Origin of the sequence: Salmonella sp. SSDFZ69 (genome assembly GCF_004010755.1) — a bacterium.
GTDB classification, from domain to species: Bacteria; Pseudomonadota; Gammaproteobacteria; order Enterobacterales; family Enterobacteriaceae; genus Salmonella; species Salmonella enterica.
Window position 1 is genome coordinate 633,075 of sequence record NZ_CP034831.1, and the last position, 24,414, is coordinate 657,488.

The window sequence follows — 24,414 nt, forward strand, 5'->3', positions numbered from 1 at the left end:
TAACGGTTGTTCTGTAGAGAGATTATTTTTCATGAAGGTAAATATCGATACCAGCGATATGCTGTATGCCGAAGCATGGCGTGATTTTAAAGGTACGGACTGGAAAGAAGAAATTAATGTCCGTGATTTTATTCAGCATAACTATACGCCCTATGAGGGGGATGAATCTTTTCTCGCCGACGCGACGCCAGCGACCACAGCGTTGTGGGAAAAGGTGATGGCGGGAATACGTATCGAGAACGCGACCCATGCGCCGGTGGATTTCGATACCAACATCGCGACGACGATTACCGCGCACGATGCGGGGTATATTGAAAAAGAGCTGGAAAAAATCGTCGGTTTACAAACGGATAAGCCGCTTAAACGCGCTTTGCATCCGTTTGGCGGCGTTAACATGATCAAAAGTTCATTCCACGCTTATGGCCGCGAAATGGACGCCGATTTTGAATATACCTTTACCGATCTGCGGAAAACCCATAATCAGGGCGTATTCGATGTTTACTCGCCGGATATGCTGCGCTGCCGTAAATCCGGCGTATTAACCGGTTTGCCGGATGGTTATGGTCGCGGGCGCATTATTGGCGATTATCGTCGCGTCGCGCTGTATGGCATCCGTTATCTGGTGCGCGAACGCGAGCTGCAATTCGCCGATCTGCAGTCGAATCTGGAGCAGGGACAGAATCTTGAGGCGACGATTCGCCTGCGTGAGGAGTTGGCGGAGCATCGTCGCGCGCTGCTGCAAATGCAGGAGATGGCGGCGAAATACGGCTACGATATCTCCCGCCCGGCGCGGAACGCGAAGGAAGCGGTACAGTGGCTCTACTTCGCTTATCTGGCGGCGGTAAAATCGCAAAATGGCGGTGCAATGTCGCTGGGAAGAACCGCCTCGTTCCTTGATATCTACATTGAGCGCGATTTCAACGCGGGCCTTCTGACAGAGCAGCAGGCGCAGGAACTGATCGACCATTTCATCATGAAGATCCGCATGGTGCGCTTCCTGCGCACGCCGGAATTTGATTCGCTCTTTTCCGGCGATCCGATCTGGGCCACCGAAGTTATTGGCGGGATGGGGCTTGATGGCCGCACGCTGGTGACGAAGAACTCTTTCCGTTATCTGCATACCCTGCACACGATGGGGCCAGCGCCGGAGCCGAACCTGACCATACTGTGGTCAGAAGCGTTGCCGGTGGCATTCAAGAAATATGCTGCGCAGGTCTCCATCGTGACCTCATCTTTGCAGTATGAAAATGACGATTTAATGCGTACCGACTTTAACAGCGACGATTATGCTATCGCTTGTTGCGTCAGCCCGATGGTCATCGGTAAGCAGATGCAGTTCTTCGGCGCGCGCGCCAACCTTGCCAAAACGTTGCTGTACGCTATCAATGGCGGCGTTGATGAGAAACTGAAAATCCAGGTCGGGCCGAAAACCGCGCCGTTAACGGATGAGGTGCTGGATTATGACGCAGTAATGGAGAGCCTCGACCATTTTATGGACTGGCTGGCGGTGCAGTACATTAGCGCGCTGAACATCATTCACTACATGCACGATAAGTACAGCTATGAAGCTTCGCTGATGGCGCTGCACGACCGTGATGTGTATCGGACGATGGCGTGCGGCATCGCCGGACTGTCGGTGGCGGCGGATTCCCTGTCCGCCATCAGGTACGCTCAGGTGAAGCCGATCCGCGACGAAAACGGCCTTGCCATCGACTTTGCTATTGAAGGCGAGTATCCGCAGTACGGCAACAACGATGAGCGCGTGGACAGCATCGCCTGCGACCTGGTGAAACGCTTTATGCAAAAAATTAGCGTGTTGCCGACGTATCGCAATGCGGTGCCGACGCAGTCCATTTTGACCATCACCTCGAACGTCGTGTACGGGCAGAAGACCGGCAATACGCCGGATGGACGCCGCGCCGGAACGCCATTCGCGCCGGGGGCGAACCCGATGCATGGTCGTGACCGCAAAGGGGCGGTAGCCTCGCTGACGTCGGTGGCGAAACTGCCGTTTACCTACGCCAAAGACGGTATTTCATACACCTTCTCGATTGTGCCTGCGGCACTCGGGAAAGAAGATGCGGTGCGGAAAACCAATCTTGTCGGCCTGCTGGACGGCTATTTCCATCATGAAGCACAGGTAGAAGGCGGGCAGCATCTGAACGTCAATGTCATGAACCGTGAAATGTTGCTGGATGCGATTGAACATCCGGAAAACTACCCGAACCTGACGATCCGCGTTTCCGGCTATGCCGTGCGCTTCAATGCGCTGACTCGTGAGCAGCAACAGGACGTTATTTCGCGCACCTTTACTCAGGCGATGTAACGTGAACGGGGCGATCGTGTGGATCGCCCCGCGACGGATCTTCACTGAACGGTAATCTTAGGGGGAGATATGATTAGCGCATTTGATATTTTTAAGATTGGCATTGGACCTTCAAGCTCCCATACCGTAGGGCCAATGAATGCAGGAAAATGTTTTATCGATCGGCTGATCGACAGCGGCGACCTGCCGCGAACGACGCGCATCACGGTTGATCTTTACGGATCGCTATCGCTGACGGGCAAAGGCCACGCGACCGATACTGCCATCATTATGGGCCTGGCAGGCAATACGCCGCAGGATGTCAATATTGATAGCATTCCGGCGTTTATCCAGGAGGTTGCCCGCAGCAGCCGTTTATCGGTGGCGGGTGGCGCGCATGTGGTGGATTTTCCCGTCGCCGACAGTATTCTCTTTCACGCTGAAACCCTGGCGCGCCATGAAAACGGTATGCGAATTACCGCCTGGCACGGGCAAACGCCGCTTTTACACAAAACGTATTACTCTATTGGCGGCGGCTTTATTGTCGAAGAGGAGCGTTTTGGTCAGTCGCACGACGTAGAAAAATCGGTGCCGTATGATTTTCATTCCGCCAGCGAACTGTTGACGCTGTGTGAAAGACAGGGGCTCTCGGTTTCCGGCCTGATGATGCAAAATGAACTGGCGTTGCGGAGCAAAGAGCAGATTGACGCTGGCTTTGCCCGCATCTGGCAGGTGATGGCGACCGGAATTGAACGTGGCATGAATACTGAGGGCGTGCTGCCGGGGCCGCTGAACGTTCCACGCCGCGCGGTAGCGTTACGGCGTCTGCTGGTCTCCAGCGATAATCTCTCCCGCGATCCGATGAACGTCATTGACTGGATTAACATGTTCGCCCTGGCCGTGAGCGAAGAGAACGCGGCGGGCGGGCGAGTTGTCACCGCGCCGACCAACGGCGCGTGCGGCATTATTCCCGCGGTGCTGGCCTATTACGACAAATTCCGTCGCCCGGTCAATGCCAACTCTATCGCCCGCTATCTGCTGTCGGCGGGGGCGATTGGCATGCTGTACAAGATGAACGCCTCGATATCCGGCGCGGAAGTGGGGTGTCAGGGCGAGGTTGGCGTCGCGTGTTCGATGGCGGCGGCGGGGCTGACAGAACTGCTGGGCGGTAGCCCGGCGCAGGTCTGTATTGCGGCGGAAATTGCGATGGAGCATAACCTTGGCCTCACCTGTGACCCGGTGGCGGGTCAGGTACAAATCCCTTGTATTGAACGTAATGCGATTAACGCCGTTAAAGCGGTGAATGCGGCGCGAATGGCGCTACGCCGTACCTCTGAGCCGCGGGTTTCGCTCGATAAAGTGATCGAAACCATGTACGAAACGGGTAAAGACATGAACGACAAATATCGCGAGACGTCGCGCGGCGGTCTGGCGATTAAAGTCGTTTGTGGATAGGCCCGACAGGCGCAGAGTGAGCAGGCTATGGGATAACGCAGAAGACAGAAGCTGAGAAAAGGGCGCACCAACGTGCGCCCTTTTTTGTTGTGATACGCGTCAAATAGAGAAAATAACAATATTAAATAAATAGTAAATAGAAAATAATTCTTAACCCACAAGAAATGCAGGCGTTTTATTGGTAAGTTTTTCTCTTATCGTGCGCGTATGATTTTCTTATTACAAGAAAGTACCTGCACCTCACGTTCTGCATATCGCCTTGCTGCGGCACGAAAAATAAAAAAACCTCTACCTACACATTGAGCGAGAATTTTATGGAATCGGCTAGTAATACCAGCGTAATCCTCGACGCATCAGCCCCGGCGCGTCGGGCAGGGATGACAGAAAGCGAATGGCGTGAAGCCATCAAATTTGATAGTACCGACACCGGCTGGGTCATTATGAGTATCGGGATGGCGATCGGCGCAGGGATCGTTTTTCTTCCTGTCCAGGTTGGCCTGATGGGACTTTGGGTCTTTTTACTCTCTTCTATTATTGGTTATCCGGCCATGTACCTGTTCCAGCGGCTGTTTATTAATACGCTGGCGGAATCCCCGGAATGTAAAGACTACCCCAGCGTGATCAGCGGCTATCTGGGCAAAAACTGGGGTATTTTATTAGGTGCGCTGTACTTTGTGATGCTCGTCATCTGGATGTTCGTCTATTCTACGGCGATTACTAACGACAGCGCCTCTTATCTGCATACTTTCGGCGTAACGGAAGGATTACTTTCCGATAGTCCATTTTATGGTCTGGTGCTGATCTGCATCCTGGTCGCGATTTCCTCACGCGGTGAAAAATTACTGTTCAAAATCTCCACCGGCATGGTGCTGACCAAGCTACTGGTAGTGGCGGCGCTGGGCGTCTCTATGGTGGGTATGTGGCATCTGTATAACATTGGCGCGCTGCCGCCGATGGCCCTGCTGATTAAAAACGCCATTATTACCCTGCCATTTACGCTGACCTCGATTTTATTTATCCAGACGTTAAGCCCAATGGTGATCTCTTACCGTTCACGCGAAAAATCTATTGAGGTCGCACGCCATAAAGCGCTGCGTGCCATGAATATCGCGTTTGGCATCCTGTTCGTTACCGTATTTTTCTATGCGGTTTCCTTCACCCTGGCGATGGGGCATGACGAAGCGGTGAAAGCCTACGAGCAGAATATTTCCGCCCTGGCGATCGCCGCGCAATTTATTAGCGGCGATGGCGCTGGCTGGGTCAAAGTGGTTAGCGTAATTCTGAACATCTTTGCCGTCATGACCGCCTTCTTTGGCGTTTATTTAGGATTCCGCGAAGCGACGCAAGGCATTGTGATGAATATCCTGCGCCGCAAAATGCCCGCCGAGAAGATTAAGGAAAATCTGGTACAGCGCGGCATTATGATTTTCGCTATTTTGCTGGCCTGGAGCGCCATTGTGCTCAACGCGCCGGTACTGAGCTTCACCTCTATTTGTAGCCCTATCTTCGGTATGGTGGGCTGTTTAATTCCGGCATGGTTGGTCTACAAGGTTCCCGCATTGCACAAATATAAAGGCGCTTCGTTGTACCTGATTATTATTACCGGTCTGCTGCTATGCGTTTCTCCGTTCCTGGCATTCTCTTGATATACCTGAGATTAAGGTTGTTGTTATGTTTGAATCTAAAATAAATCCATTGTGGCAAAGTTTTATCCTGGCCGTACAGGAAGAAGTAAAACCGGCGCTGGGGTGTACTGAGCCAATTTCACTGGCGCTGGCGGCAGCGGCGGCGGCGGCTGAACTTGACGGCACAGTTGAACGCATTGACGCGTGGGTTTCGCCTAATCTGATGAAAAATGGTATGGGCGTTACCGTTCCAGGAACGGGAATGGTAGGGCTACCGATCGCCGCGGCGCTTGGCGCGTTGGGCGGTGATGCGAAAGCCGGGTTGGAGGTGTTAAAAGACGCTTCCGCTAAAGCCGTTGCCGATGCAAAAGCGATGCTGGCCGCCGGACATGTTGCAGTGATGTTGCAGGAGCCATGTAACGATATCCTGTTTTCACGGGCGAAAGTGTATAGCGGCGATAGCTGGGCATGTGTCACGATCGTCGGCGATCATACAAATATTGTGCGGATAGAAACCGACAAGGGCGTGATATTTACCCAGGCCGATAATGCGCAGGAAGAAGAAAAAACCTCGCCACTGGGAGTGCTGTCTCATACCTCGCTGGAAGAGATCCTGGCGTTTGTGAATGCGGTGCCCTTTGACGCTATCCGCTTTATTCTCGATGCGGCCAGGCTAAACGGCGCGTTGTCGCAGGAGGGCTTGCGTGGTTCCTGGGGGCTGCATATTGGTTCGACGCTGGCCAAACAGTGCGATCGCGGTCTGCTGGCGAAAGATCTCTCCACGGCGATTTTGATCCGTACCAGCGCGGCGTCAGACGCCAGAATGGGCGGCGCCACGTTGCCCGCGATGAGCAACTCCGGCTCCGGCAACCAGGGGATTACCGCCACGGTGCCAGTCATGGTGGTTGCTGAACATGTCGGCGCCGATGACGAACGCCTGGCGCGCGCGCTAATGTTATCGCATTTGAGCGCTATCTATATTCACCATCAGCTTCCGCGTTTGTCGGCGCTGTGCGCGGCAACTACGGCGGCGATGGGCGCGGCAGCGGGTATGGCGTGGCTGATAGATGGTCGTTACGACACTATCGCAATGGCTATCAGCAGTATGATTGGTGATGTCAGCGGGATGATTTGCGATGGCGCGTCGAATAGCTGCGCGATGAAAGTCTCTACCAGCGCGTCGGCGGCGTGGAAAGCCGTACTGATGGCGTTGGATGATACGGCGGTGACCGGAAACGAAGGGATTGTGGCGCACAATGTCGAACAATCTATTTCGAATTTGTGTTCGCTGGCGTGTCGCTCAATGCAGCAGACAGACAAGCAGATCATCGAGATTATGGCCAGTAAAGCGCATTAATAATAACGCCCCGGCATGACGTCGGGGCAGCGTGTTGCCCGATGGCGCTGCGCTTATCGGGTCTACCCGTTATCAGCCGGATCGGGCGCTTGCGTCGCCATCCGGCATGATTTCAGGCTGCGGCCTCTTCTTCTGCCAGCCGGGCTTCGGCGTCCGCCACGATGGCTTCCAGTTCGGTTAGCATCTCTTCATAGCCCAGCGGCACAGTGGCGCTCATCGCCTCCTGTACGGCAGGTTTTACCACGGGCTGACGTTTCTTCGCCGATTTTTTGCTCATCTTGCGACTCCTTTTCTGGCTGGCTACACCGGTAAATCTACCAGTAATGCGCGCAGCGGCGTATCGGCAACCAGCGTAATGTTAGGTTCATCACGAATAAATGCGCCATCTCCGCAGGTTAACGCCTCGCGTTCTTCGTTGTGCGTCATCGCGTGGAACGTACCGTGAATCGACTGCAAATAGGCGCGCGGCCCGTGAAGCTGGAAATTAAGCGATTCGCCTTTCTCCAGCGTAATATGATGTACCCATACATGTTGGCGCAGTTGTAAGCTGTTTTGCTCACCGTCGGGCGAGGCAAGAAGCTGTTGTTGCGCCGCCAGGAGTGGGATTTTTTGTACCAGCGCGTTTTCCCGTTCAGGACAGGCGTCAAGCCACAGTTGCATTCGGGTTAACGACTTAACTTTGCTGAGATTATGTTCGCTGTAGCTAATGCCCGGCTGCGCGGCGAGCAGTAACGCTTCGCCCGCTTTAGCCTGTACATGGTTGCCGTCGCTGTCGCGGTATTCCGCTTCGCCGTCCAGAATCAGGTTTAAAATATCCACCTTTGGATAAGTTCGAGGCTGAAAAGAGGCGCCCGGCGCCAGCACTTCCTGGTTCAGTACGCGCAACGACGCGTAGCCCAGCAGTGTAGGGTCGAAATAGTGTCCAAAGGAGAAGGTATAGCGGGCCTGTAGCCATCCGTAGTCTGCCTGTCCACATTGTTTGGCGGTTCGGGTCGTAATCATCGTTATTAACCTCTCTTTACTTCCTTTTATGTTAAGGGGCTGGACGCTGCATTGTTAGCCAGATATTCTGCCCGGTATGTTCAAATTTCCTGAATGAGAACGTTATGGCTAAAGAGAGAGCGCTGACGCTTGAAGCATTGCGTGTGATGGACGCCATTGACCGCCGGGGCAGTTTTGCCGCAGCGGCTGATGAGTTGGGGCGGGTGCCCTCCGCGCTGAGTTACACCATGCAGAAGCTGGAAGAAGAGTTGGACGTTGTACTGTTCGATCGCTCCGGCCATCGTACAAAGTTCACCAACGTCGGACGTATGCTGCTGGAACGCGGGCGGGTATTGCTGGAAGCGGCAGACAAGTTAACGACGGATGCTGAAGCGTTGGCCCGCGGTTGGGAAACGCATCTGACGCTGGTCACTGAAGCTCTGGTACCGACGCCTGCTTTTTTTCCGCTGATCGACCGGCTGGCCGCTAAAGCCAATACGCAGCTTTCATTGATTACCGAAGTACTGGCTGGCGCATGGGAGCGGCTTGAGCAGGGGCGGGCGGATATCGTTATCGCCCCGGATATGCATTTTCGATCGTCGTCGGAAATTAACTCCCGTAAGTTGTATACGTTAATGAATGTGTATGTCGCCGCGCCTGACCACCCTATTCATCAGGAGCCGGAGCCGCTTTCGGAAGTGACGCGGGTTAAATACCGCGGCGTAGCGGTAGCGGATACCGCGCGCGAGCGGCCGGTATTAACGGTGCAACTGCTGGATAAGCAGCCACGTCTGACGGTAAGCACGATTGAAGATAAACGTCAGGCGCTGCTGGCCGGGCTTGGCGTCGCGACCATGCCATATTCGATGGTGGAACAGGATATTGCCGAAGGGCGGCTACGCGTGGTCAGCCCGGAATCGACCAGCGAAATCGATATTATTATGGCCTGGCGGCGCGACAGTATGGGGGAGGCAAAAGCCTGGTGCCTGCGGGAAATACCGAAGCTATTCGCCGGAAAATAAATAGCGCGCGGCGCTTTAAAAGCGGCGCCGCGCCGCCATCAGGAAAAACGTTTCGGATCGGGGCCGAAGCGGTTGTCGCCCGGCGTACCATTCTGGCAGTTGAACGCGATGATGATAAGCCAGCCGATAATGGGGATAAGTAGCAACAGTAGCCACCATGCGGAGCGGTCAGTGTCATGCAGACGACGGAACTGCACGGCCCACCACGGTAAAAAGATCAGAACGCCGTAAATGGTGGTCAGAACGCCTTCACCCCCGGCGCGTTGCCAGCCAAGCATGGCGTCCAGCAGGCCCAACACAAAGGTAAAGATGATATTGACCAGAATAAACATCCAGTACTCTTTGCGTCGCGCGCGGCCGCCAAATCCCAGATAATTTTTTAAAACCTTTAAATACCAATCCATTTTCGCCTCAATAATGGTTCAATCACTTGTTTTTAAAGTAATCAAACTAAGAATAGCCGCGAATGAAATGTTGGTAAATATTTGTGGTATTTATTAATAAGGCGTCCCGGAGGACGCCTGAAATTAGCCAAAGCGCACGTCGCGCCCGTGAGGTTCGAGCAGATCCTGCCACGGTCCGACAGAAATGATACCCGTGGGGTTAATCGTTTTATGGCTACGGAAATAGTGGTGACGAATATGGTCAAGATTAACGGTTTCAGCAATGCCCGGTATTTGATAGATATCGCGCAGGAAACCGTACAGATTCAGGTAGTCGCTGATTCGGTATTTGTCGCATTTGAAATGAGTCACGTAAACCGGATCAAAGCGTACCAGGGTCGTCCATAAGCGGATATCCGCCTCGGTCAACTGGTCGCCCGTCAGATAGCGGTGCTGTCCGAGAATCTGCTCCAGGCGCGCCAGCGCAGTAAACACCTTTTCTACCGCTTCATCATACGCTTGCTGGCTGGTGGCGAAGCCTGCTTTATAAACGCCGTTATTAACGTTGTCATAAATCCAGCCGTTTAACTCGTCAATTTTGCTTTGCAGCGCGGGGGGATAGTAATCCCCGGCTTTAGCGCCCAGCCCATCGAAAGCGGAGTTAAACATACGAATGATTTCGGCGGACTCGTTGCTGACGATAGTATGATTTTTTTTATCCCATAAGACCGGTACGGTGACGCGGCCGCTGTAGTGTGGATCGGCGTGCAGATACAACTGGTAGAGAAATTCATGCTGATAGAGGGTATCGCCGGTGGTCGCCGGAAAAGTATCATCAAACGTCCAGCCGTTTTCCAGCATCAATGGATTCACGACGGAAACCGGAATAAATGGCTCCAGACCTTTCAGTTTACGGAAAATGAGCGTGCGATGCGCCCAGGGGCAGGCAAGGGAAACGTACAGATGGTAACGATCTTTTTCTGCGGCGAATCCGCCTTCGCCGGAAGGTCCGGGCGCGCCGTCAGCGGTAAGCCAGTTGCGGAAAGCCGACGCTGAACGCTGAAATTTCCCCCCGGAAGATTTGGTGTCATACCAGGTATCGTGCCAGACGCCATCGATCAGTTGTCCCATGTCTCTCTCCTTCAGATGACAAAAGCGAGGCGCTATTCCCTCGCTTTTTTAATTGAGTATAGATTGCTTACCACTTTTTATTCAGCAGACGGTCAAGGCTGAACGCGCCAGGCCCGGTTAACGCCAGTAATAAGAATCCGCCGGCAATGGTCAGGTTTTTCATAAACATCAGCGAGTTTACACCTTCTGCAAAATTGCTATGGAAGATCAATGCCGTCAGCAACGTAAAACCAGCGGTAAAAAGCGCAGTGGTGCGGGTGAGGAACCCCAGCAGAATCGCCAGACCGCCGCCGAACTCAAGCAGTATGGTGAGCGGCAGCAGGAATCCTGGTACGCCCATCGCTTCCATATACTGTTGTGTGCCCGCATAGCCGCTAATTTTTCCCCATCCTGCGGTAATAAACAGAACTGGCATTAAAATACGCGCTATCAGTACACCAACATCTTCTAATTTTTTCATTTTATTCTCCAGGAGGCCGATTCGGCGGCTGCTGCTATTTTCATGAGCAATGACGCGGTTTGGCGCATCATTGTTATCGCTGGAGAGAATCATAAACGTGGCGTGTAGGAATTGTTAGCAAGGAAAATTGCCAAATTTTTTCAAAAAATTTGAGTAATTGATAAAGAGACGATATGCATAAAAGTATCGCGCCACCAGGTGTAATCGGGCGATAACCTGATGGCGCGATGCTATAAAAGAAAAGATATTAACCGCGGAGCTGTTGTTGACGGAGGGTAGTTTTTACCAGGCGCCAGGCGCTCCAGATACCCAGGCCGCGTTTCGCCCAGCGTACCAACATATTAGGATGACGGATGGTCCAGATGGCCATTACGCTGCTACCGACCAGCGCCCAGGAGCGCAGGCTTAACACCGTATTCCAGCCGCGATCGTACGCGCCGGTGGTCTCCAGCCAGTCGCGACGGCTGGCGGACAGATCCAGCCGTTGCTGCTGGATCTGACTGAGAAGCAGCGCTTTACGTTTTTCGCGTTCGCCTTTGCTGCTCACGACTGATCGTCCTCCAGAATTTGCCGATCGTTAGCCAGTTCGTGCCGCGTATGGCGCAATAGCGTGGACTGACGCGCTTTGCGCAAAGTCCAGATGCCGCCGATTAGCGCAAGCACTAACAGCACAACTGTGGTAGCGATCATCGCGTTCAAACGGTACTGAGGATCGATAGCCCAGATGACCAGAACCATCAGGCTCATTAAGCCAAACGCCGCGAAGAGCATGGTAAGACCTACCATCAGCAAAAGCTGAAAGAGGTTCGCTTTCTCTTCTTCCAGTTCTACTACCGCCAGTCGCAGCCGGGTTTCCACCATCTCAACGATAATGGTGACAATCCGCTGCCCGATACCCAGTACGCTTTTGCCTGGTCCTTGTGCCTGTCGAGAGTCCGCCATAATTAACGACGCGTCAGCAGTACGCCCAACACCAGACCGACAGCGGCGCCAATGCCTACGCCTGTCCAGGGATTTTCGCGCACATAATCATCGGCACGGGCGGCGGCGACGCGAGTCTGTTTGGCAATCACATCACCCGTTTCGCCCAGGCGGTAACGGCTCTCTTTCAGCGCGCGCTCGGCTTTGCTACGAATCTTACTCAACTCTTCTTTCGACTTTTCGCCCGAAGAGCTCAGCACTTCTTCAAGCGTATCGGTCAGGGATTTCAACTCAGCGCGCAGATGTTCCGTAGTGTTATCTTTCGACATAGTTTTCTCCAGGTGAGTGAGTATTTACATTCGGCGTTAATTTAGTAGTCTCTGGCCTCAAGTTTTTTTAGCTCATCCTGAGCCTCGGCCAGCTTACGTTCACGTTTGTCTATTTTATCCGCATCGCCTTTTGCTTTTGCCTCGGCTAAATCACGTTGGCGTTCGGCTACCTCTTCTTTTTGCTCAGCGACCTTTTTCTGATGCTCGGCGCGCAGCTTGCTGTCAGTACAATTGGCGCGTGCTTCGCTGAGCGCCTTGTTCAGACCCTCAATACGGCGCTGATTGTTGTGCTTTTCAGCGTAGCTAATTTCCTTTTGTATATCCTGCTCTTTTTCCTGACAAAGCGAATTAGCGTAGCTACCGGCGCTAAGTGTAAAAAGCGTGATAGCCAAAGCGATGCGGTATTTCATTCCTGAACTTTCCCTTATGTTCGGACCCGTTGTCCGGGGCGGTGATCCCGATAATAACGCGGTGGGTTAAACACCGCTTTATTAATCATAGTCATTAAACAATGAAATCACCAAAGTGAGTGATATGATTCGGATTCCTGGAGGTTAGCCAAAGCGGTGTGAGCTTTCCCGTAAGCGGGACAGCCACTGTACCGTTTCGTTGTCATCGTCCTGCTGAGCGACGACATAACCGTGTGGTAACGTTTGATCAAGCACTGTTTTTGCTGCGGCGCTTTGCGCAGGGGAATCGAAGGTAATGAGCAACATGTCATTTTTAGGCGTAATGCTTTTAAAATGAATGCCGTTCGCATCCAGATGATGCAGAACTGAGAAGCCGTCTGGCATACTGGCGCCCTGGTTAACCGCGCGAATGGCCAGCGTCGACTCTTGCTGACGCAGCGTTGACCACGTCATCATGAGTATGGTCAGCATCAGTAGAAAAGCGCTGATCCAAATGAGTTGTCGGGCAGTTATGCGTGGTTTAAGCATAAGTTATCCCCGGCTCCCATACTTCTTTTTCCACAGCATGACCAGTGAACCCGCCAGGCCAAAAAAGAGCAGCACCACGGGCAGCAGCATCAGGCATGACATTAACTGATCTTCATATTTCATAAAGACGGGCGTTTTGCCCAGCAGATAGCCCAGCGACGTCAGGATAAGCACCCACAACAAGCCGCTCATCCAGTTGAAGAACTGAAAGCGCGCGTTATTCAGGCCGGATATGCCGGCAATGGTGGGCAGCAGCGTTCTGACAAACGCGATAAAACGGCCTATCAATAATGCCGACAGGCCGTGTTTATGGAAAAGGTGATGGGCGCGTTGATGATAATGTGCGGGGAGATGAGAGAGCCAGTTTTGCACGGTGCGGGTATTCCCCAGCCAGCGGCCCTGAATATAGCTCACCCAGCAACCCAGGCTGGCCGCGACGGTAAGCAGCAAAATGGTTTGTGGAAAACCCATCGCGCCTTTGGCGATCAGCACGCCGACCAGGATCAACAGGCTGTCGCCAGGCAAAAAGGCGGCAGGGAGCAGCCCATTTTCCAGAAACAAAATCATAAATAACACAAAATATAACATGCCAATCATGGAAGGATTGGCCAGTGTTTCAAAGTCCTGAGCCCACAGGGCATTCAGCAATTGAGTCAGTAGTTCCATTCAGTATTCCTGGAGAATCGGTTAACGTCACGCCGGTGATCTGAGGTTTGCACTGCCGCAACAGAGTTGGAGTTTTTATCAGCGTTGCGGAAACGGCAAATTCGCGGCCTGAACTATTCCTTGTTAAGTTGTGAAGTAAGCAAGCACTAACACACAAAAATTCAAAATGCATCTAATTGTAACAAAGGTCAACGAAGTCCGTTATAGAAATTACGCGTCGTTGAGCTTTGATTTTGCTTATCGCAAGGGAGGGTGGCGAGAGGATTTACACAGGCTGACACTTTATACTGTACGCTGACCGAGCGCCGCGGCAGACGCCATCTACATATAACGTTACGCGAGGATGTTGCGTGTGGATATAAATTCGCTTTACGTCACAGCCTACGGATTGGGAGATTCAGATCTATCGTCACGCCGGATGGCATACGCCATCCGGCATCAATAATCACTTAGCTACGCAAGGCGTTATTCGCCAGACGTTCGTCCTCTGCCTGGCAGGCTGCCGCAGTGAACAGAACATCGGTAGATGAGTTCAGCGCCGTTTCACACGAATCCTGCAATACGCCGATAATAAAGCCGACCGCTACTACCTGCATCGCGATATCGTTCGGGATGCCAAACATGTTGCACGCCAGCGGGATCAGCAGCAATGAACCGCCTGCCACGCCGGAGGCGCCGCAAGCACACAGCGAGGCCACCACGCTCAGCAGCAGCGCTGTAGGCAGATCCACCGGGACGCCTAACGTATGAACTGCCGCCAACGTCAGAACCGTAATGGTAATTGCCGCGCCGGCCATATTGATAGTGGCGCCCAGCGGAATGGAAACGGAGTAAGTATCCCTGTCCAGATTCAGCTTTTCGCACAGCGCCATATTCACTGGAATATTGGCGGCAGAGCTGCGGGTAAAGAAGGCATAAACGCCGCTTTCACGCAGGCAGGCGAACACCAGCGGATAAGGGTTGCGACGAATTTTCCAGAATACCAACAGCGGGTTGACCACCAGCGCGACCAGCAGCATACAGCCAATCAAGACGACCAGCAGGTGCGCATAGCCCCACAGGGTGGAGAAGCCGGTGGTTGCAAGCGTTGATGAAACCAGACCAAAAATACCGACTGGCGCGAAACGGATCACCAGTTTCACCATAAAGGTCACGGCGTTAGACATATCGTTCACGAGGTTTTTGGTGGTTTCATTGCCATGACGCAGGGCAAATCCCAGACCGACGGCCCACACCAGAATCCCGATATAGTTAGCGTTCAGCAGCGCGTCGATGGGGTTCGACACCATGCTCATCAGCAGACCGCGCAGGACTTCTACAATGCCGGACGGCGGCACGATATCCTGGGCGCTACTGGACAGATGCAGGGTTGAAGGGAAGGCGAAGCTGAACACAACGGCCGCCAGCGCGGCTGAAAAGGTGCCTAGCAGGTAAAGAAAGAGAATAGGGCGAATATTGGTTTTTTGGCCGTGCTGGTGGTTGGCGATCGAGGCCATTACCAGCATCAGCACCAGAACGGGGGCGACCGCTTTTAAGGCGCCGACGAACAGGGTGCCAAGCAAACCAACCGCTTCTGCCGCAGGCTTAGAAATCCATGCCAGTAAAATCCCCAGTACCAGACCCACTAAAATTTGTTTAACCAGACTGCCTTGCGCTAAACGCTGCAGTAGCCCTGATGCTCGTTGCGTAGCCATTTCATGTTCCTTGTATTGTGTTGCTGGTCATCCCCTGCACGCTCTTACGGCGCATCTTTCAGGATGTAACAAAGTGTTTGCCTGGTTGAGTATAAGGAAAGTTGAAGGTTCGGGAAGCGAAATATCCTGGATTTTTTGCTGTGATCATGTTTTATAACTTTATATTAACAGTATTGTGACATGTTAAACAAAAACGCCCGACAGGTGTGCGCTGCCGGGCGTTTTTGACGGGGCAGGTTTACCCCGATAAAAGATTATTGCGCTCGTAGTTTCTTATCGCGCTGATGGTTAACCCAGGCGTTAATCACCAGCGTAATGGTCAGAATGCCAAACACTACGCCCAGCGAAATCGCGATAGGAATATGGTAGAAGTCGACGATCAGCATCTTAATGCCGATAAAGACCAGAATGACCGCCAGACCATATTTCAGCATCGAGAAGCGTTCCGCCACGCCGGACAGCAGGAAGTACATCGCGCGCAGTCCTAAGATGGCAAACAGGTTAGAGGTCAGTACGATGAACGGGTCGGTGGTGACCGCAAAGATCGCCGGAATACTGTCAACGGCGAAGATCACATCGCTGAACTCAACCATAATCAGCACCAGCAGCAGCGGCGTGGCATACAGCAGGCCGTTTTTACGTACGAAAAAGTGCTCGTTCTCGATCGTATCAGTCATGCGCAGATGCCCGCGCAGCCAACGCACCATCGGTTTTTCGCCAATGCCGGATTCGTCTTCCTTCGCCAGCGCCATTTTTACGCCGGTAAACAGCAGGAAGGCACCGAACACATACAGCAGCCATTCGAACTGAGTGATAAGCCAGGTGCCGGCGAAAATCATGATAGTACGCAACACGATCGCGCCAAGAACCCCATACACCAGCACCCGGCGTTGCAGAGCCGGAGGGACGGAGAAATAGCTAAACAGCATCAGCCAGACAAAGACGTTATCTACGGCCAGCGACTTTTCAATCAGATAGCCGGTAAGGAACGCTAATGCCTGCGGGTCAGCAACTTCGCGCCCTTGCGTTTCAGCCAGATACCACCAGAAAGCGGCGTTAAACAGTAGCGAGAGCGTTACCCACAGGATTGACCATCCTGCCGCTTGTTTCATCGACATAGCATGTGCGCCACGGCGTCCCTGCAACAACAGGTCGATGGATAGCATTATCACCACAACAACCGCGAATCCACCCCATAATAATGGCGTACCAACAGTATTCATTATTTCTCCCCATGCAAAAAAAAACGGCTAACGCCGAATGGCATTAGCCGTTGCTTTTATGCATAGACCTTGCCATTCGGCAAGGTCTCACTTACAACAATAAAGGAATACGCTGACGCATTCCTTTATGGCTGCCCGGTGACCGGATGTGGTTTTGCACACATCGTAATGACGATCGACCGGCAATGAAGTTACTCCCCTTTGCGCGTAACAAAGTATGACAGGCCACGCGTAGAGTCAATGACCTGTAACATATGATTTACATAATTTTACGCAGTAAGGGGATGGGTCAGATCGTCCGCCGGGAAGATGACCCCGGTTTGACGGCGTATTTCTGTCAGCCATTTTGCCGTGGCGCGACTTAGCGACAACCCCGGATGTTCCACGGCGTGGTTTTCAATAAGCTGGGCAAACGCCCCGGCTTCATACAGCATGGTATTAATATGCTGAGGCTGGGTCAGATCCTGCATCAGCGCGCCGCGCGGCGCAAAACACACTTTCTGGCATTCCGACAGCTTTTCAATGACCAGCGATCCCCTCTCGCCCTGAATTTCACTGGCCAGTACCGAGTCGCTGACTTTGGAATGCTGTAGCGTGATGCTAAAATCGCCGTAATCCATAACCACGACGCCGTGCGCATCTACTCCGCTTTCCAATAAATTCGCCGACGCCTGAACGCTGCGCGGCTCGCCCCATAGCGCGATCGCCGACGCCAGACAGTAATACCCGATATCCATAATCGAACCATTGGAGAAGGCCGGATTAAACGTATTCGGATTTTCACCGTTCAGATAGCGCTGATAACGTGAAGAGTACTGGCAGTAATTTAGGAATGCTTTATGCATTCTGCCGATTTTCGGCAACGATTCCCGCAGCAGCAGGAAATTGGGCAGGCAGGCGGTTTTAAAGGCTTCAAACAGTACCCGCTGATTATCGCGCGCGCAGGCGATAGCGGCATCAACCTCCGCCAGGTTAGAAGCCAGCGGCTTTTCGCACATGACATGTTTTTTATGCTGCAAAAAGCGCTGCGTCTGGGAGAAATGCAGGGAATTCGGGCTGGCGATATAAACCGCCTCTATCGCGTCGCTTTGCGCCATCGCTTCCAGCGAGGTAAACAGATGCTCGACGGGATAATCATTTGCGAAAGACTGCGCCTGTTCAAGACTACGGGAGTAAACGGCGGCGAGCCTGAATTTGCCGGTTTCATGGGCGGCGTCGACAAACTGGCGCGTGATCCAGTTAGTCCCAATTACAGCGAAACGTATCATAAACGTCAGCGGACTCCAGAAAGGGATTTTTCGTCAATGTAGCACGCCTTTCCGCCCTTGCCAGTGCGCTGCGACGCACTCTGGCATTTTACTGGCGAGAAGGGCACCCGTGTGCGCTATCAGCCCCAATAGTGACGCCAGCGCCCAGATATTTAGGCTGACGGTGCAAAATTTTGGCATCCAGCACCGCGCTAACCCGCGCCAGCTTTTCCCGAAGTCGTGTGTAGGTTCCGTGCCTTTTATTCAGATCCGGCGCGTTAACGCCGATAGCGTCAATGCCATATTGTTGCGCCAGCCAGATCGCCCGTTGATTATGGAATGCTTGCGAGATAATCGTAATGCGGCTTTCGCCAAACACTTTCCGGGCGCGAACCACGGAGTCCAGCGTGGAGAATCCGGCATAATCACAAAAAATGGCCGCTTCCGGCACACCTTTCGCTATCAGCGCCTGCTGCATCGCCGAAGGTTCATCGTACTCTTTTTTGCCGTTATCGCCGCTGACTAACAGCCACTTCACTTTACCGGCGTGATACAACGCGGCGGCAGTATTAATCCGCCGGGTAAAATACCGATTGCCGGGTTTAGCGCCTAATACCAGCCCGACGTTGCGGGCGGGAACGGTCTGAATATCATTCCATGTCAGATGCTGTGAGGCGTTAACGATAAGCCAGTTAGAATAGAAAAGCGCGACGCCTGCCGCGACAAGCAGAAAGCACGCCACTGTTAACGCCCGGCGTGTAAAACAGAGGCGGCGGATAAAACGGACACATTGTGGGAGCATGGTCGTTGCGCGGTTCCGTTGGCGGTGGATAAAAAATACCCTCTACAGATCGTCATCCTTGACGTGGCGGCAGGCAATGAGCGAAATGTGAACGCGCCGATTTTATGCCCACGCCGTTAAAAAGATACGGGGGAAAGGGCATTTTCAGAATTTATTGTGCCGACAGCGCCTGATGCGTCAGCCACAGTCGCGTATCAAACTCCAGTTGATGGTACTGCGGCTCCATATGGCAGCAGAGCTGATAAAACGCTTTGTTATGATCTTTCTCTTTCAGGTGCGCCAGTTCGTGAACCACAATCATCCGTAAGAATGGCTCCGGGGCGTTACGAAACACGGTGGCGACGCGGATCTCCGCCTTTGCCTTGAGCTTGCCGCCCTGAACGCGCGAGACAGCGGTATGCAGTCCCAGCGCATTTTTCAGCACATGGATCTTGCTGTCATACATCACTTTATTGATGGGCGGCGCATTGCGCAGAAACTGACTTTTCAGTTCCTGAGTATAGTGATATAGCGCTTTGTCAGTGGCGTAATCATGCGCGCCGGGATAACGTTTTTCCAGCACCGCTCCCAGGCGCTGCTCGGCGATTAAGGTGCGCACCTGGGCAAGGAGATGTTCCGGATACCCCTGAAGGTAAGTTAGTGAGGTCATCAAAGCTCCATGTTGCTGATAAAAAGTGTATACTCACGCACCCTTTTCAGGGATAACGCCGCAATTTTACCATTCAGGAGGCCTAATGAGCCACGTAGACGACGGTTTCCGTTCACTGACGCTGAAACGTTTTCCGCAAACGGATGATGTTAACCCGCTTCTGGCGTGGGAGGCGGCCGATGAGTATCTGCTGCAACAGTTGGATGAGACGGAAATTCGCGGCCCGGTGCTGATCCTGAATGATACGTTTGGCGCGCTAAGCTGTGCGCTGGCGGAGCATTCGCCATACAGTATTGGCGATTCGTATTTAAGCGAACTGGGTACGCGAGAGAATTTACGCCATAACGGCATTGCGGAGTCCAGCGTAACGTTTCTCGACAGTACCGCTGACTACCCGCAGGCGCCGGGCGTGGTATTGATTAAGGTACCGAAAACGCTGGCGTTGCTGGAACAGCAGTTACGCGCTTTGCGTAAGGTCGTTACGGCGCAAACGCGTATTATCGCCGGCGCGAAAGCGCGTGATATTCATACCTCTACGCTGGAACTGTTTGAAAAAGTGCTGGGCCCAACCACGACGACGCTGGCGTGGAAGAAAGCGCGCCTGATTAACTGTACCTTCAGTCATCCGCAACTGGCCGACGCGCCGCAAACGCTAAGCTGGAAACTGGAAGATACAGGCTGGACGATTCACAACCACGCGAATGTGTTTTCTCGTACCGGATTGGATATCGGCGCGCGCTTCTTTATGCAGCATTTGCCGGAAAACCTCGACGGGGAGATTGTCGATCTCGGCTGCGGCAATGGGGTGATTGGCCTGAGCTTACTGGCGAAAAATCCACAGGCGAACGTGGTATTTGTCGATGAATCGCCGATGGCGGTAGATTCCAGCCGTTTGAATGTAGAAACGAACCTGCCGGAAGCGTTCGAACGCTGCGAATTTATGATCAACAACGCGCTCTCCGGCGTGGAGCCGTTCCGTTTTAACGCTGTGTTCTGCAACCCGCCGTTCCACCAGAAACATGCGCTGACGGATAATATCGCCTGGGAGATGTTCCATCATGCCCGCCGCTGCCTGAAAATCAACGGCGAACTGTATATTGTGGCGAACCGCCATCTGGACTATTTCCACAAGCTGAAGAAGATTTTCGGTAATTGCGCGACGATAGCAACCAACAATAAATTTGTTATTCTGAAAGCGGTGAAGCAAGGACGCCGTCGATAAGGCGCTCAAGCGTCATACCGGCCTATAAAACCGGTATGACGGCGTAAGCCCGATAAGCGCAGCGCCATCAGGCAAAGTCGTTAAATCTCCAGCGCCAGTCGGGTGCCCTGGGCAATCGCCCGTCGGGCATCCAGCTCCATCGCGACATCGCATCCGCCGATAAGATGTACCGTTTTACCTGCGGCGCGTAACGGGTCCGCCAGCTCGCGGCGGGGTTCTTGTCCGGCGCAGATCACCACATGATCCACTTCCAGCAACTGCGGTTCGCCGCCGATCAAGAGATGTAATCCGTCGTCGTCGATCTTCTGGTAACTGACCGCCGGGATCATCTTCACGCCGCGCGCCAGTAACGTCGCGCGATGGATCCAGCCGGTGGTTTTACCTAACCCTTCGCCCGGCTTGCTGGCTTTGCGTTGCAGCATGACGATTTGCCGTGGACTACGTGCCAGGCGCGGGCCTTCCGGGCGCAGACCGCCTGCCAGTTGCAGGCTGGTATCAATTCCCCATTCCGTACAAAATTCAGCAATATTTTGGCTGGTGGATTCGCCGTGCTGGCTCAGATACATGGCCGTGTCAAAACCGATCCCGCCGCAGCCGATGATCGCCACTCGCTTACCAACCGGCGCCTTATCGCGCAATACCTCCAGGTAGGTCAATGCTTTTGGATGATCGATACCGTCTATCGGCGGGCGGCGCGGTACTATTCCACAAGCGAGGATCGCTTCGTCAAACGGCTGAAGATCCTCTGCGTTCACCCGTTGGTTCAGTTTCAGCGTAACGCCAGTAATATCGATCATTCGACGGTAGTAGCGCAGCGTTTCGTAAAACTCCTCTTTACCCGGGATCTGCCTGGCGATAGTAAACTGGCCGCCAATTTCACTCTGGGCGTCAAACAGCGTGACATGATGGCCGCGCGACGCGGCGTTAATCGCGAAAGCTAGCCCCGCCGGGCCTGCGCCGACAACGGCCAGATTCTTTTTGCGTATGGCCGACGTTATCGGCATGTGGGTTTCGTGACAGGCGCGTGGGTTCACCAGACAGGAGGTCACTTTGCCGATGAAGATCCGATCCAGACAGGCCTGATTACAGCCGATACAGGTGTTGATCTCATCTGCGCGTCCGGATTGCGCTTTAGTCAGGAATTCGGCATCGGCAAGGAAGGGACGCGCCATCGACACCATATCGGCATCGCCGCGCGTCAGGATCGTCTCGGCGACCTGCGGATCGTTAATGCGATTGGTCGCGATCAGCGGAACCGACACATGACCTTTAAGTTTCCGCGTCACCCAGCTAAAGGCGCCACGCGGTACTGGCGTGGCGATGGTCGGGATTCGCGCCTCATGCCAGCCAATGCCGGTATTAATTAGGCTTGCGCCTGCGGCTTCAATGGCTTGCGCCAGTTGTACCGTTTCGTCGAACGTGCCGCCATTTTCCACCAGATCGAGCATCGACAGGCGATAGATAATAATAAAGTCGTTCCCTACCCGCTGGCGTACCGCGCGTACTACCTCAACCGCGAAGCGCATACGGCTGGCATAGTCGCCGCCCCATTCGTCATCGCGATGGTTAGTTCGCCGGGTGAGAAATTCATTAATCAGATAGCCCTCTGATCCCATCACCTCTACGCCGTCGTAGCCTGCTTCCCGCGCCAGTTGCGCGCAATGCGCGAAGTCGTCGATTAACTGCAAGATTTCATCATGCGTCAGTTCATGCGGCATAAAGCGGTTGATTGGCGCCTGAATTGCCGACGGCGCGACCAGGTGCGGTTGATAGCTGTAACGTCCAGTGTGCAGAATTTGCAGCGCGATTTTACCGCCTTGCGCATGTACGGCATCGGTCACCACGCGGTGAGGCGTTAATTGGCTGGCATCGTTCAGCATCGCGCCGCCGGTCATCACGACCCCGGAGGGAACGGGCGCAATACCGCCGGTGACGATTAACGCTACGCCGTGTCGCGCGCGCTCGGCATAAAATGCCGCCAGGCGCTCGGCGCCATCAGGATGTTCTTCCAGACCCGTGTGCATCGATCCCATCAGCACGCGGTTTCTGAGAGTAGTAAAGCCCAGATCGAGCGGGGCGAACAGCGATGGGTAGCTCATAAGCGTATCCAGTATGTAAAATTATTGTTATGTGGTCGGATGAGTTACTACTGTAGCCGTCGCGAGGTAAAAGGGAAAAGGGGAATGTGGTGATTGTGATGGGATTCAAAAAAGAGGCCGCGACCCGGGGAAAACAGGCCGGATAAGCATAGCGCCATCCGGCATCGTTTTTAAACCTCTTCAACGCTCACCTGCATCGCCGCCAGCGCATTACGCGCTGATTTCAATACCTGTTCGCACAGTTCAATGGTTAGCGTGAGCGGTGGCTCGATACGAATTGTTTTCGCATTATTCAGCGTACCAGCGACCAGCACGCGTTGACGGAACATCTCACTGGCAAAACGGTAGCCCGTTTCGTTGTCAACAAATTCAATGGCCATCAACATACCTTTGCCGCGCGCATCGTGTACCAGATTGGGATACTCACGCGCAAGTTGTCGAAAACCATCCAGGAGCGTATCGCCTTTTTGTTCCGCCTGGGCCGGGAGATTTTGTTCCAGCAGGACGTTAATGGTCGCCAGCGCGGCAGCACAAGCCAGCGGATTACCGCCAAAAGTGGTGGTATGCAGGAAGGGGTTGTCGAACAGAACCGAAAACACCTCTTCAGTCGCGATGGTGGCGCCAATCGGCATCACGCCGCCGCCCAGGGCTTTCGCCAGACACAGAATATCAGGCTGCACATTTTCGTGCTCACAGGCAAACATCTTGCCGGTACGCCCCATGCCGGTTTGTACTTCATCCAGAATCATCAGCGCGCCGAATTCGTCACAGAGCTTACGTACCTCTGTCAGGTATCCCTGCGGCGGCAGGATCACGCCGCCTTCACCCTGAATAGGCTCCAGAATCACGGCTGCTATCTCGTCGCCCGTTTTTTTGCCTTCGCTAAATGCCATGCTCATCGCGTCGATATTGCCAAACGGCACATGGCGGAAGCCCGGCAGTAAAGGCATAAAGGGTCTGCGGAAGGTGGATTTGGCCGTGGCGGAGAGCGCGCCCAATGATTTGCCGTGAAATGCGCCGCTGGTGGCGATAAAGGTAAACTTGCCGCGCGGCGACTGATACGCTTTTGCCAGTTTTAGCGCCGCTTCGACGGATTCGGTGCCGCTGTTACAGAAAAAGCTGTACTTGAGTTTCCCCGGTGTCAGCGCCGCCAGCGTTTTTGCCAGCATCGCCCGCAAGGGATCAAGTAACTCTTGGCTGTGGAGAGGTTGTTTTGCGAGTTGATTCTGGACGGCGGATACCACAACAGGATTACGGTGCCCCACGTTAAAGATGCCAAACCCCCCAAGACAGTCGATAAACTCCTGCCCCTGGGTGTCGACAAGCGTATTCAAACTGCCCGCTTGCCACTCTACGGCTCCGTAATCCCCGCCGGCGGTAACAGATTTCCGGTATTCCAGAAATCCTGGATTTACATGCTCTTTAAAGTAGTCAATGACCTCTCGGTTTAGTGCTTTCATTTCCTCATGGTTTAGCGTTCGCTTCTCGATGAGATTCAGTGCGTGCGCGCTACAGGCCAAAGCCGATGCGCTGGAAGGTAACCTGTTCAAAATGAGCTCCAGAGGGCCGTGTATCACATGATACTGAATTAAGTATTGCAGGGATTAGCGGGGGTCTAAGCCCATAGTGAAAATCGGGATAAACACCAGGAATAATCACATTTACACAACATTTAATGTCATACGTTAACAATTGGATGCATTTTGAGCAGATCTTGTTTTACGGTTTACGGTGTGTTGCGTTAGCGGCGGCGTGAGAAAAAGGTGAGCCAGGGCAGATTTTAAAGAAAAAGGTTGTCCACGCTAAACAATTTCATAATGAAAATAAGGCGCAGGATGAGGTGAAAATCGTACAAATATTAAGGATTAATCGCAAATTGCGATCCAGATCAATTTTAACAACTAA

General features: G+C 53.3%; 24 protein-coding genes. 6 read left to right on the plus strand and 18 right to left on the minus strand.

Translation table 11 applies throughout. The features are described from left to right. The first annotated feature begins 31 nt into the window (after positions 1–31). The 4 genes from pflB (at position 32) to EOS98_RS03100 (ending at position 6,742) form a co-directional block, all read left to right on the plus strand. Positions 32–2,326, plus strand: a complete 2,295-nt coding sequence (pflB, locus tag EOS98_RS03085) for a formate C-acetyltransferase (protein WP_126523815.1) — start codon at positions 32–34, stop codon at positions 2,324–2,326. 69 nt (positions 2,327–2,395) lie between these two features. After that, positions 2,396–3,760, plus strand: coding sequence for an L-serine ammonia-lyase (gene tdcG, locus EOS98_RS03090; protein ID WP_000622071.1), 1,365 nt, complete (start codon positions 2,396–2,398; stop codon positions 3,758–3,760). 314 nt (positions 3,761–4,074) lie between these two features. After that, positions 4,075–5,406 carry an amino acid permease gene (locus EOS98_RS03095; RefSeq protein WP_000443187.1) on the plus strand — a complete coding sequence of 444 codons (1,332 nt, stop codon included), beginning with the start codon at positions 4,075–4,077 and terminating at the stop codon, positions 5,404–5,406. 25 nt (positions 5,407–5,431) lie between these two features. After that, positions 5,432–6,742 (plus strand): serine dehydratase subunit alpha family protein, encoded by a 1,311-nt coding sequence (locus EOS98_RS03100; protein WP_126523816.1) that lies wholly within the window; start codon positions 5,432–5,434, stop codon positions 6,740–6,742. A gap of 112 nt (positions 6,743–6,854) precedes the next feature. On the opposite strand, the gene EOS98_RS03105 is transcribed toward EOS98_RS03100, so the two are convergent. Together EOS98_RS03105 and EOS98_RS03110 are read right to left on the minus strand one after the other, a co-directional pair. Further along, positions 6,855–7,019: a hypothetical protein gene (locus EOS98_RS03105; protein WP_000039326.1), complete on the minus strand. Its 165-nt coding sequence runs from the start codon at positions 7,017–7,019 to the stop codon at positions 6,855–6,857. Between the two features lie 23 nt (positions 7,020–7,042). Next, entirely contained in the window at positions 7,043–7,744 is a 702-nt protein-coding gene (locus tag EOS98_RS03110; RefSeq protein ID WP_126523817.1) for a pirin family protein, read from the minus strand. 104 nt (positions 7,745–7,848) lie between these two features. On the opposite strand from EOS98_RS03110, the gene yhaJ reads away from it, so the two are divergent. Further along, complete coding sequence (gene yhaJ, locus EOS98_RS03115) at positions 7,849–8,745, plus strand: DNA-binding transcriptional regulator YhaJ (RefSeq protein WP_001041026.1); 897 nt, start codon at positions 7,849–7,851, stop codon at positions 8,743–8,745. A gap of 38 nt (positions 8,746–8,783) precedes the next feature. On the opposite strand, the gene EOS98_RS03120 is transcribed toward yhaJ, so the two are convergent. From EOS98_RS03120 to EOS98_RS03185, 14 genes are all read right to left on the minus strand, one after another. Further along, positions 8,784–9,149, minus strand: a complete 366-nt coding sequence (locus EOS98_RS03120; protein WP_000384139.1) for a DUF805 domain-containing protein — start codon at positions 9,147–9,149, stop codon at positions 8,784–8,786. Between the two features lie 123 nt (positions 9,150–9,272). Continuing rightward, on the minus strand, positions 9,273–10,259 hold the full coding sequence (locus EOS98_RS03125) for a glutathione S-transferase family protein (protein WP_126523818.1): 987 nt from the start codon (positions 10,257–10,259) through the stop codon (positions 9,273–9,275). Between the two features lie 67 nt (positions 10,260–10,326). Next, positions 10,327–10,719 (minus strand): DoxX family protein, encoded by a 393-nt coding sequence (locus tag EOS98_RS03130; protein WP_001592732.1) that lies wholly within the window; start codon positions 10,717–10,719, stop codon positions 10,327–10,329. Between the two features lie 247 nt (positions 10,720–10,966). Further along, positions 10,967–11,266 (minus strand): YqjK-like family protein, encoded by a 300-nt coding sequence (locus EOS98_RS03135; protein WP_000095496.1) that lies wholly within the window; start codon positions 11,264–11,266, stop codon positions 10,967–10,969. Beyond that, positions 11,263–11,661 carry a phage holin family protein gene (locus tag EOS98_RS03140; protein WP_000785626.1) on the minus strand — a complete coding sequence of 133 codons (399 nt, stop codon included), beginning with the start codon at positions 11,659–11,661 and terminating at the stop codon, positions 11,263–11,265. The genes EOS98_RS03135 and EOS98_RS03140 overlap by 4 nt, the downstream gene beginning before the upstream one ends. 2 nt (positions 11,662–11,663) lie before the next feature. Beyond that, positions 11,664–11,969: a DUF883 family protein gene (locus EOS98_RS03145; RefSeq protein WP_000031219.1), complete on the minus strand. Its 306-nt coding sequence runs from the start codon at positions 11,967–11,969 to the stop codon at positions 11,664–11,666. Between the two features lie 41 nt (positions 11,970–12,010). Beyond that, positions 12,011–12,379 (minus strand): DUF1090 domain-containing protein, encoded by a 369-nt coding sequence (locus EOS98_RS03150; protein WP_126523819.1) that lies wholly within the window; start codon positions 12,377–12,379, stop codon positions 12,011–12,013. A 144-nt stretch (positions 12,380–12,523) separates the two neighbouring features. Next, a complete protein-coding gene (gene mzrA / locus EOS98_RS03155) occupies positions 12,524–12,907 on the minus strand; it encodes an EnvZ/OmpR regulon moderator MzrA (protein WP_000917516.1) in 384 nt (127 codons plus the stop codon). A gap of 3 nt (positions 12,908–12,910) precedes the next feature. Then, positions 12,911–13,573 carry a DedA family general envelope maintenance protein YqjA gene (gene yqjA / locus EOS98_RS03160; protein WP_000422141.1) on the minus strand — a complete coding sequence of 221 codons (663 nt, stop codon included), beginning with the start codon at positions 13,571–13,573 and terminating at the stop codon, positions 12,911–12,913. 449 nt (positions 13,574–14,022) lie between these two features. Continuing rightward, positions 14,023–15,267: a serine/threonine transporter SstT gene (gene sstT, locus EOS98_RS03165; protein WP_000235363.1), complete on the minus strand. Its 1,245-nt coding sequence runs from the start codon at positions 15,265–15,267 to the stop codon at positions 14,023–14,025. Between the two features lie 254 nt (positions 15,268–15,521). Next, on the minus strand, positions 15,522–16,490 hold the full coding sequence (locus EOS98_RS03170) for a TerC family protein (RefSeq protein ID WP_001098833.1): 969 nt from the start codon (positions 16,488–16,490) through the stop codon (positions 15,522–15,524). A 269-nt stretch (positions 16,491–16,759) separates the two neighbouring features. After that, entirely contained in the window at positions 16,760–17,758 is a 999-nt protein-coding gene (locus tag EOS98_RS03175) for a Gfo/Idh/MocA family protein (RefSeq protein ID WP_126523820.1), read from the minus strand. 88 nt (positions 17,759–17,846) lie between these two features. Continuing rightward, a complete protein-coding gene (locus EOS98_RS03180; RefSeq protein ID WP_126523821.1) occupies positions 17,847–18,539 on the minus strand; it encodes a vancomycin high temperature exclusion protein in 693 nt (230 codons plus the stop codon). Between the two features lie 151 nt (positions 18,540–18,690). Next, on the minus strand, positions 18,691–19,188 hold the full coding sequence (locus tag EOS98_RS03185; RefSeq protein ID WP_000202969.1) for a M48 family metallopeptidase: 498 nt from the start codon (positions 19,186–19,188) through the stop codon (positions 18,691–18,693). Between the two features lie 85 nt (positions 19,189–19,273). On the opposite strand from EOS98_RS03185, the gene rlmG reads away from it, so the two are divergent. Beyond that, positions 19,274–20,410 (plus strand): 23S rRNA (guanine(1835)-N(2))-methyltransferase RlmG, encoded by a 1,137-nt coding sequence (rlmG, locus tag EOS98_RS03190; RefSeq protein WP_000019989.1) that lies wholly within the window; start codon positions 19,274–19,276, stop codon positions 20,408–20,410. A gap of 80 nt (positions 20,411–20,490) precedes the next feature. Here the strand turns inward: rlmG and EOS98_RS03195 are convergent, their stop codons facing one another. After that, the gene (locus EOS98_RS03195) at positions 20,491–22,509 is read right to left on the minus strand and encodes an NADPH-dependent 2,4-dienoyl-CoA reductase (protein WP_126523822.1); all 2,019 of its coding nucleotides are present in this window, start codon (positions 22,507–22,509) and stop codon (positions 20,491–20,493) included. Between the two features lie 170 nt (positions 22,510–22,679). Next, positions 22,680–24,059: a putrescine aminotransferase gene (gene ygjG, locus EOS98_RS03200; RefSeq protein ID WP_001520281.1), complete on the minus strand. Its 1,380-nt coding sequence runs from the start codon at positions 24,057–24,059 to the stop codon at positions 22,680–22,682. Between the last annotated feature and the right edge of the window lie 355 nt (positions 24,060–24,414).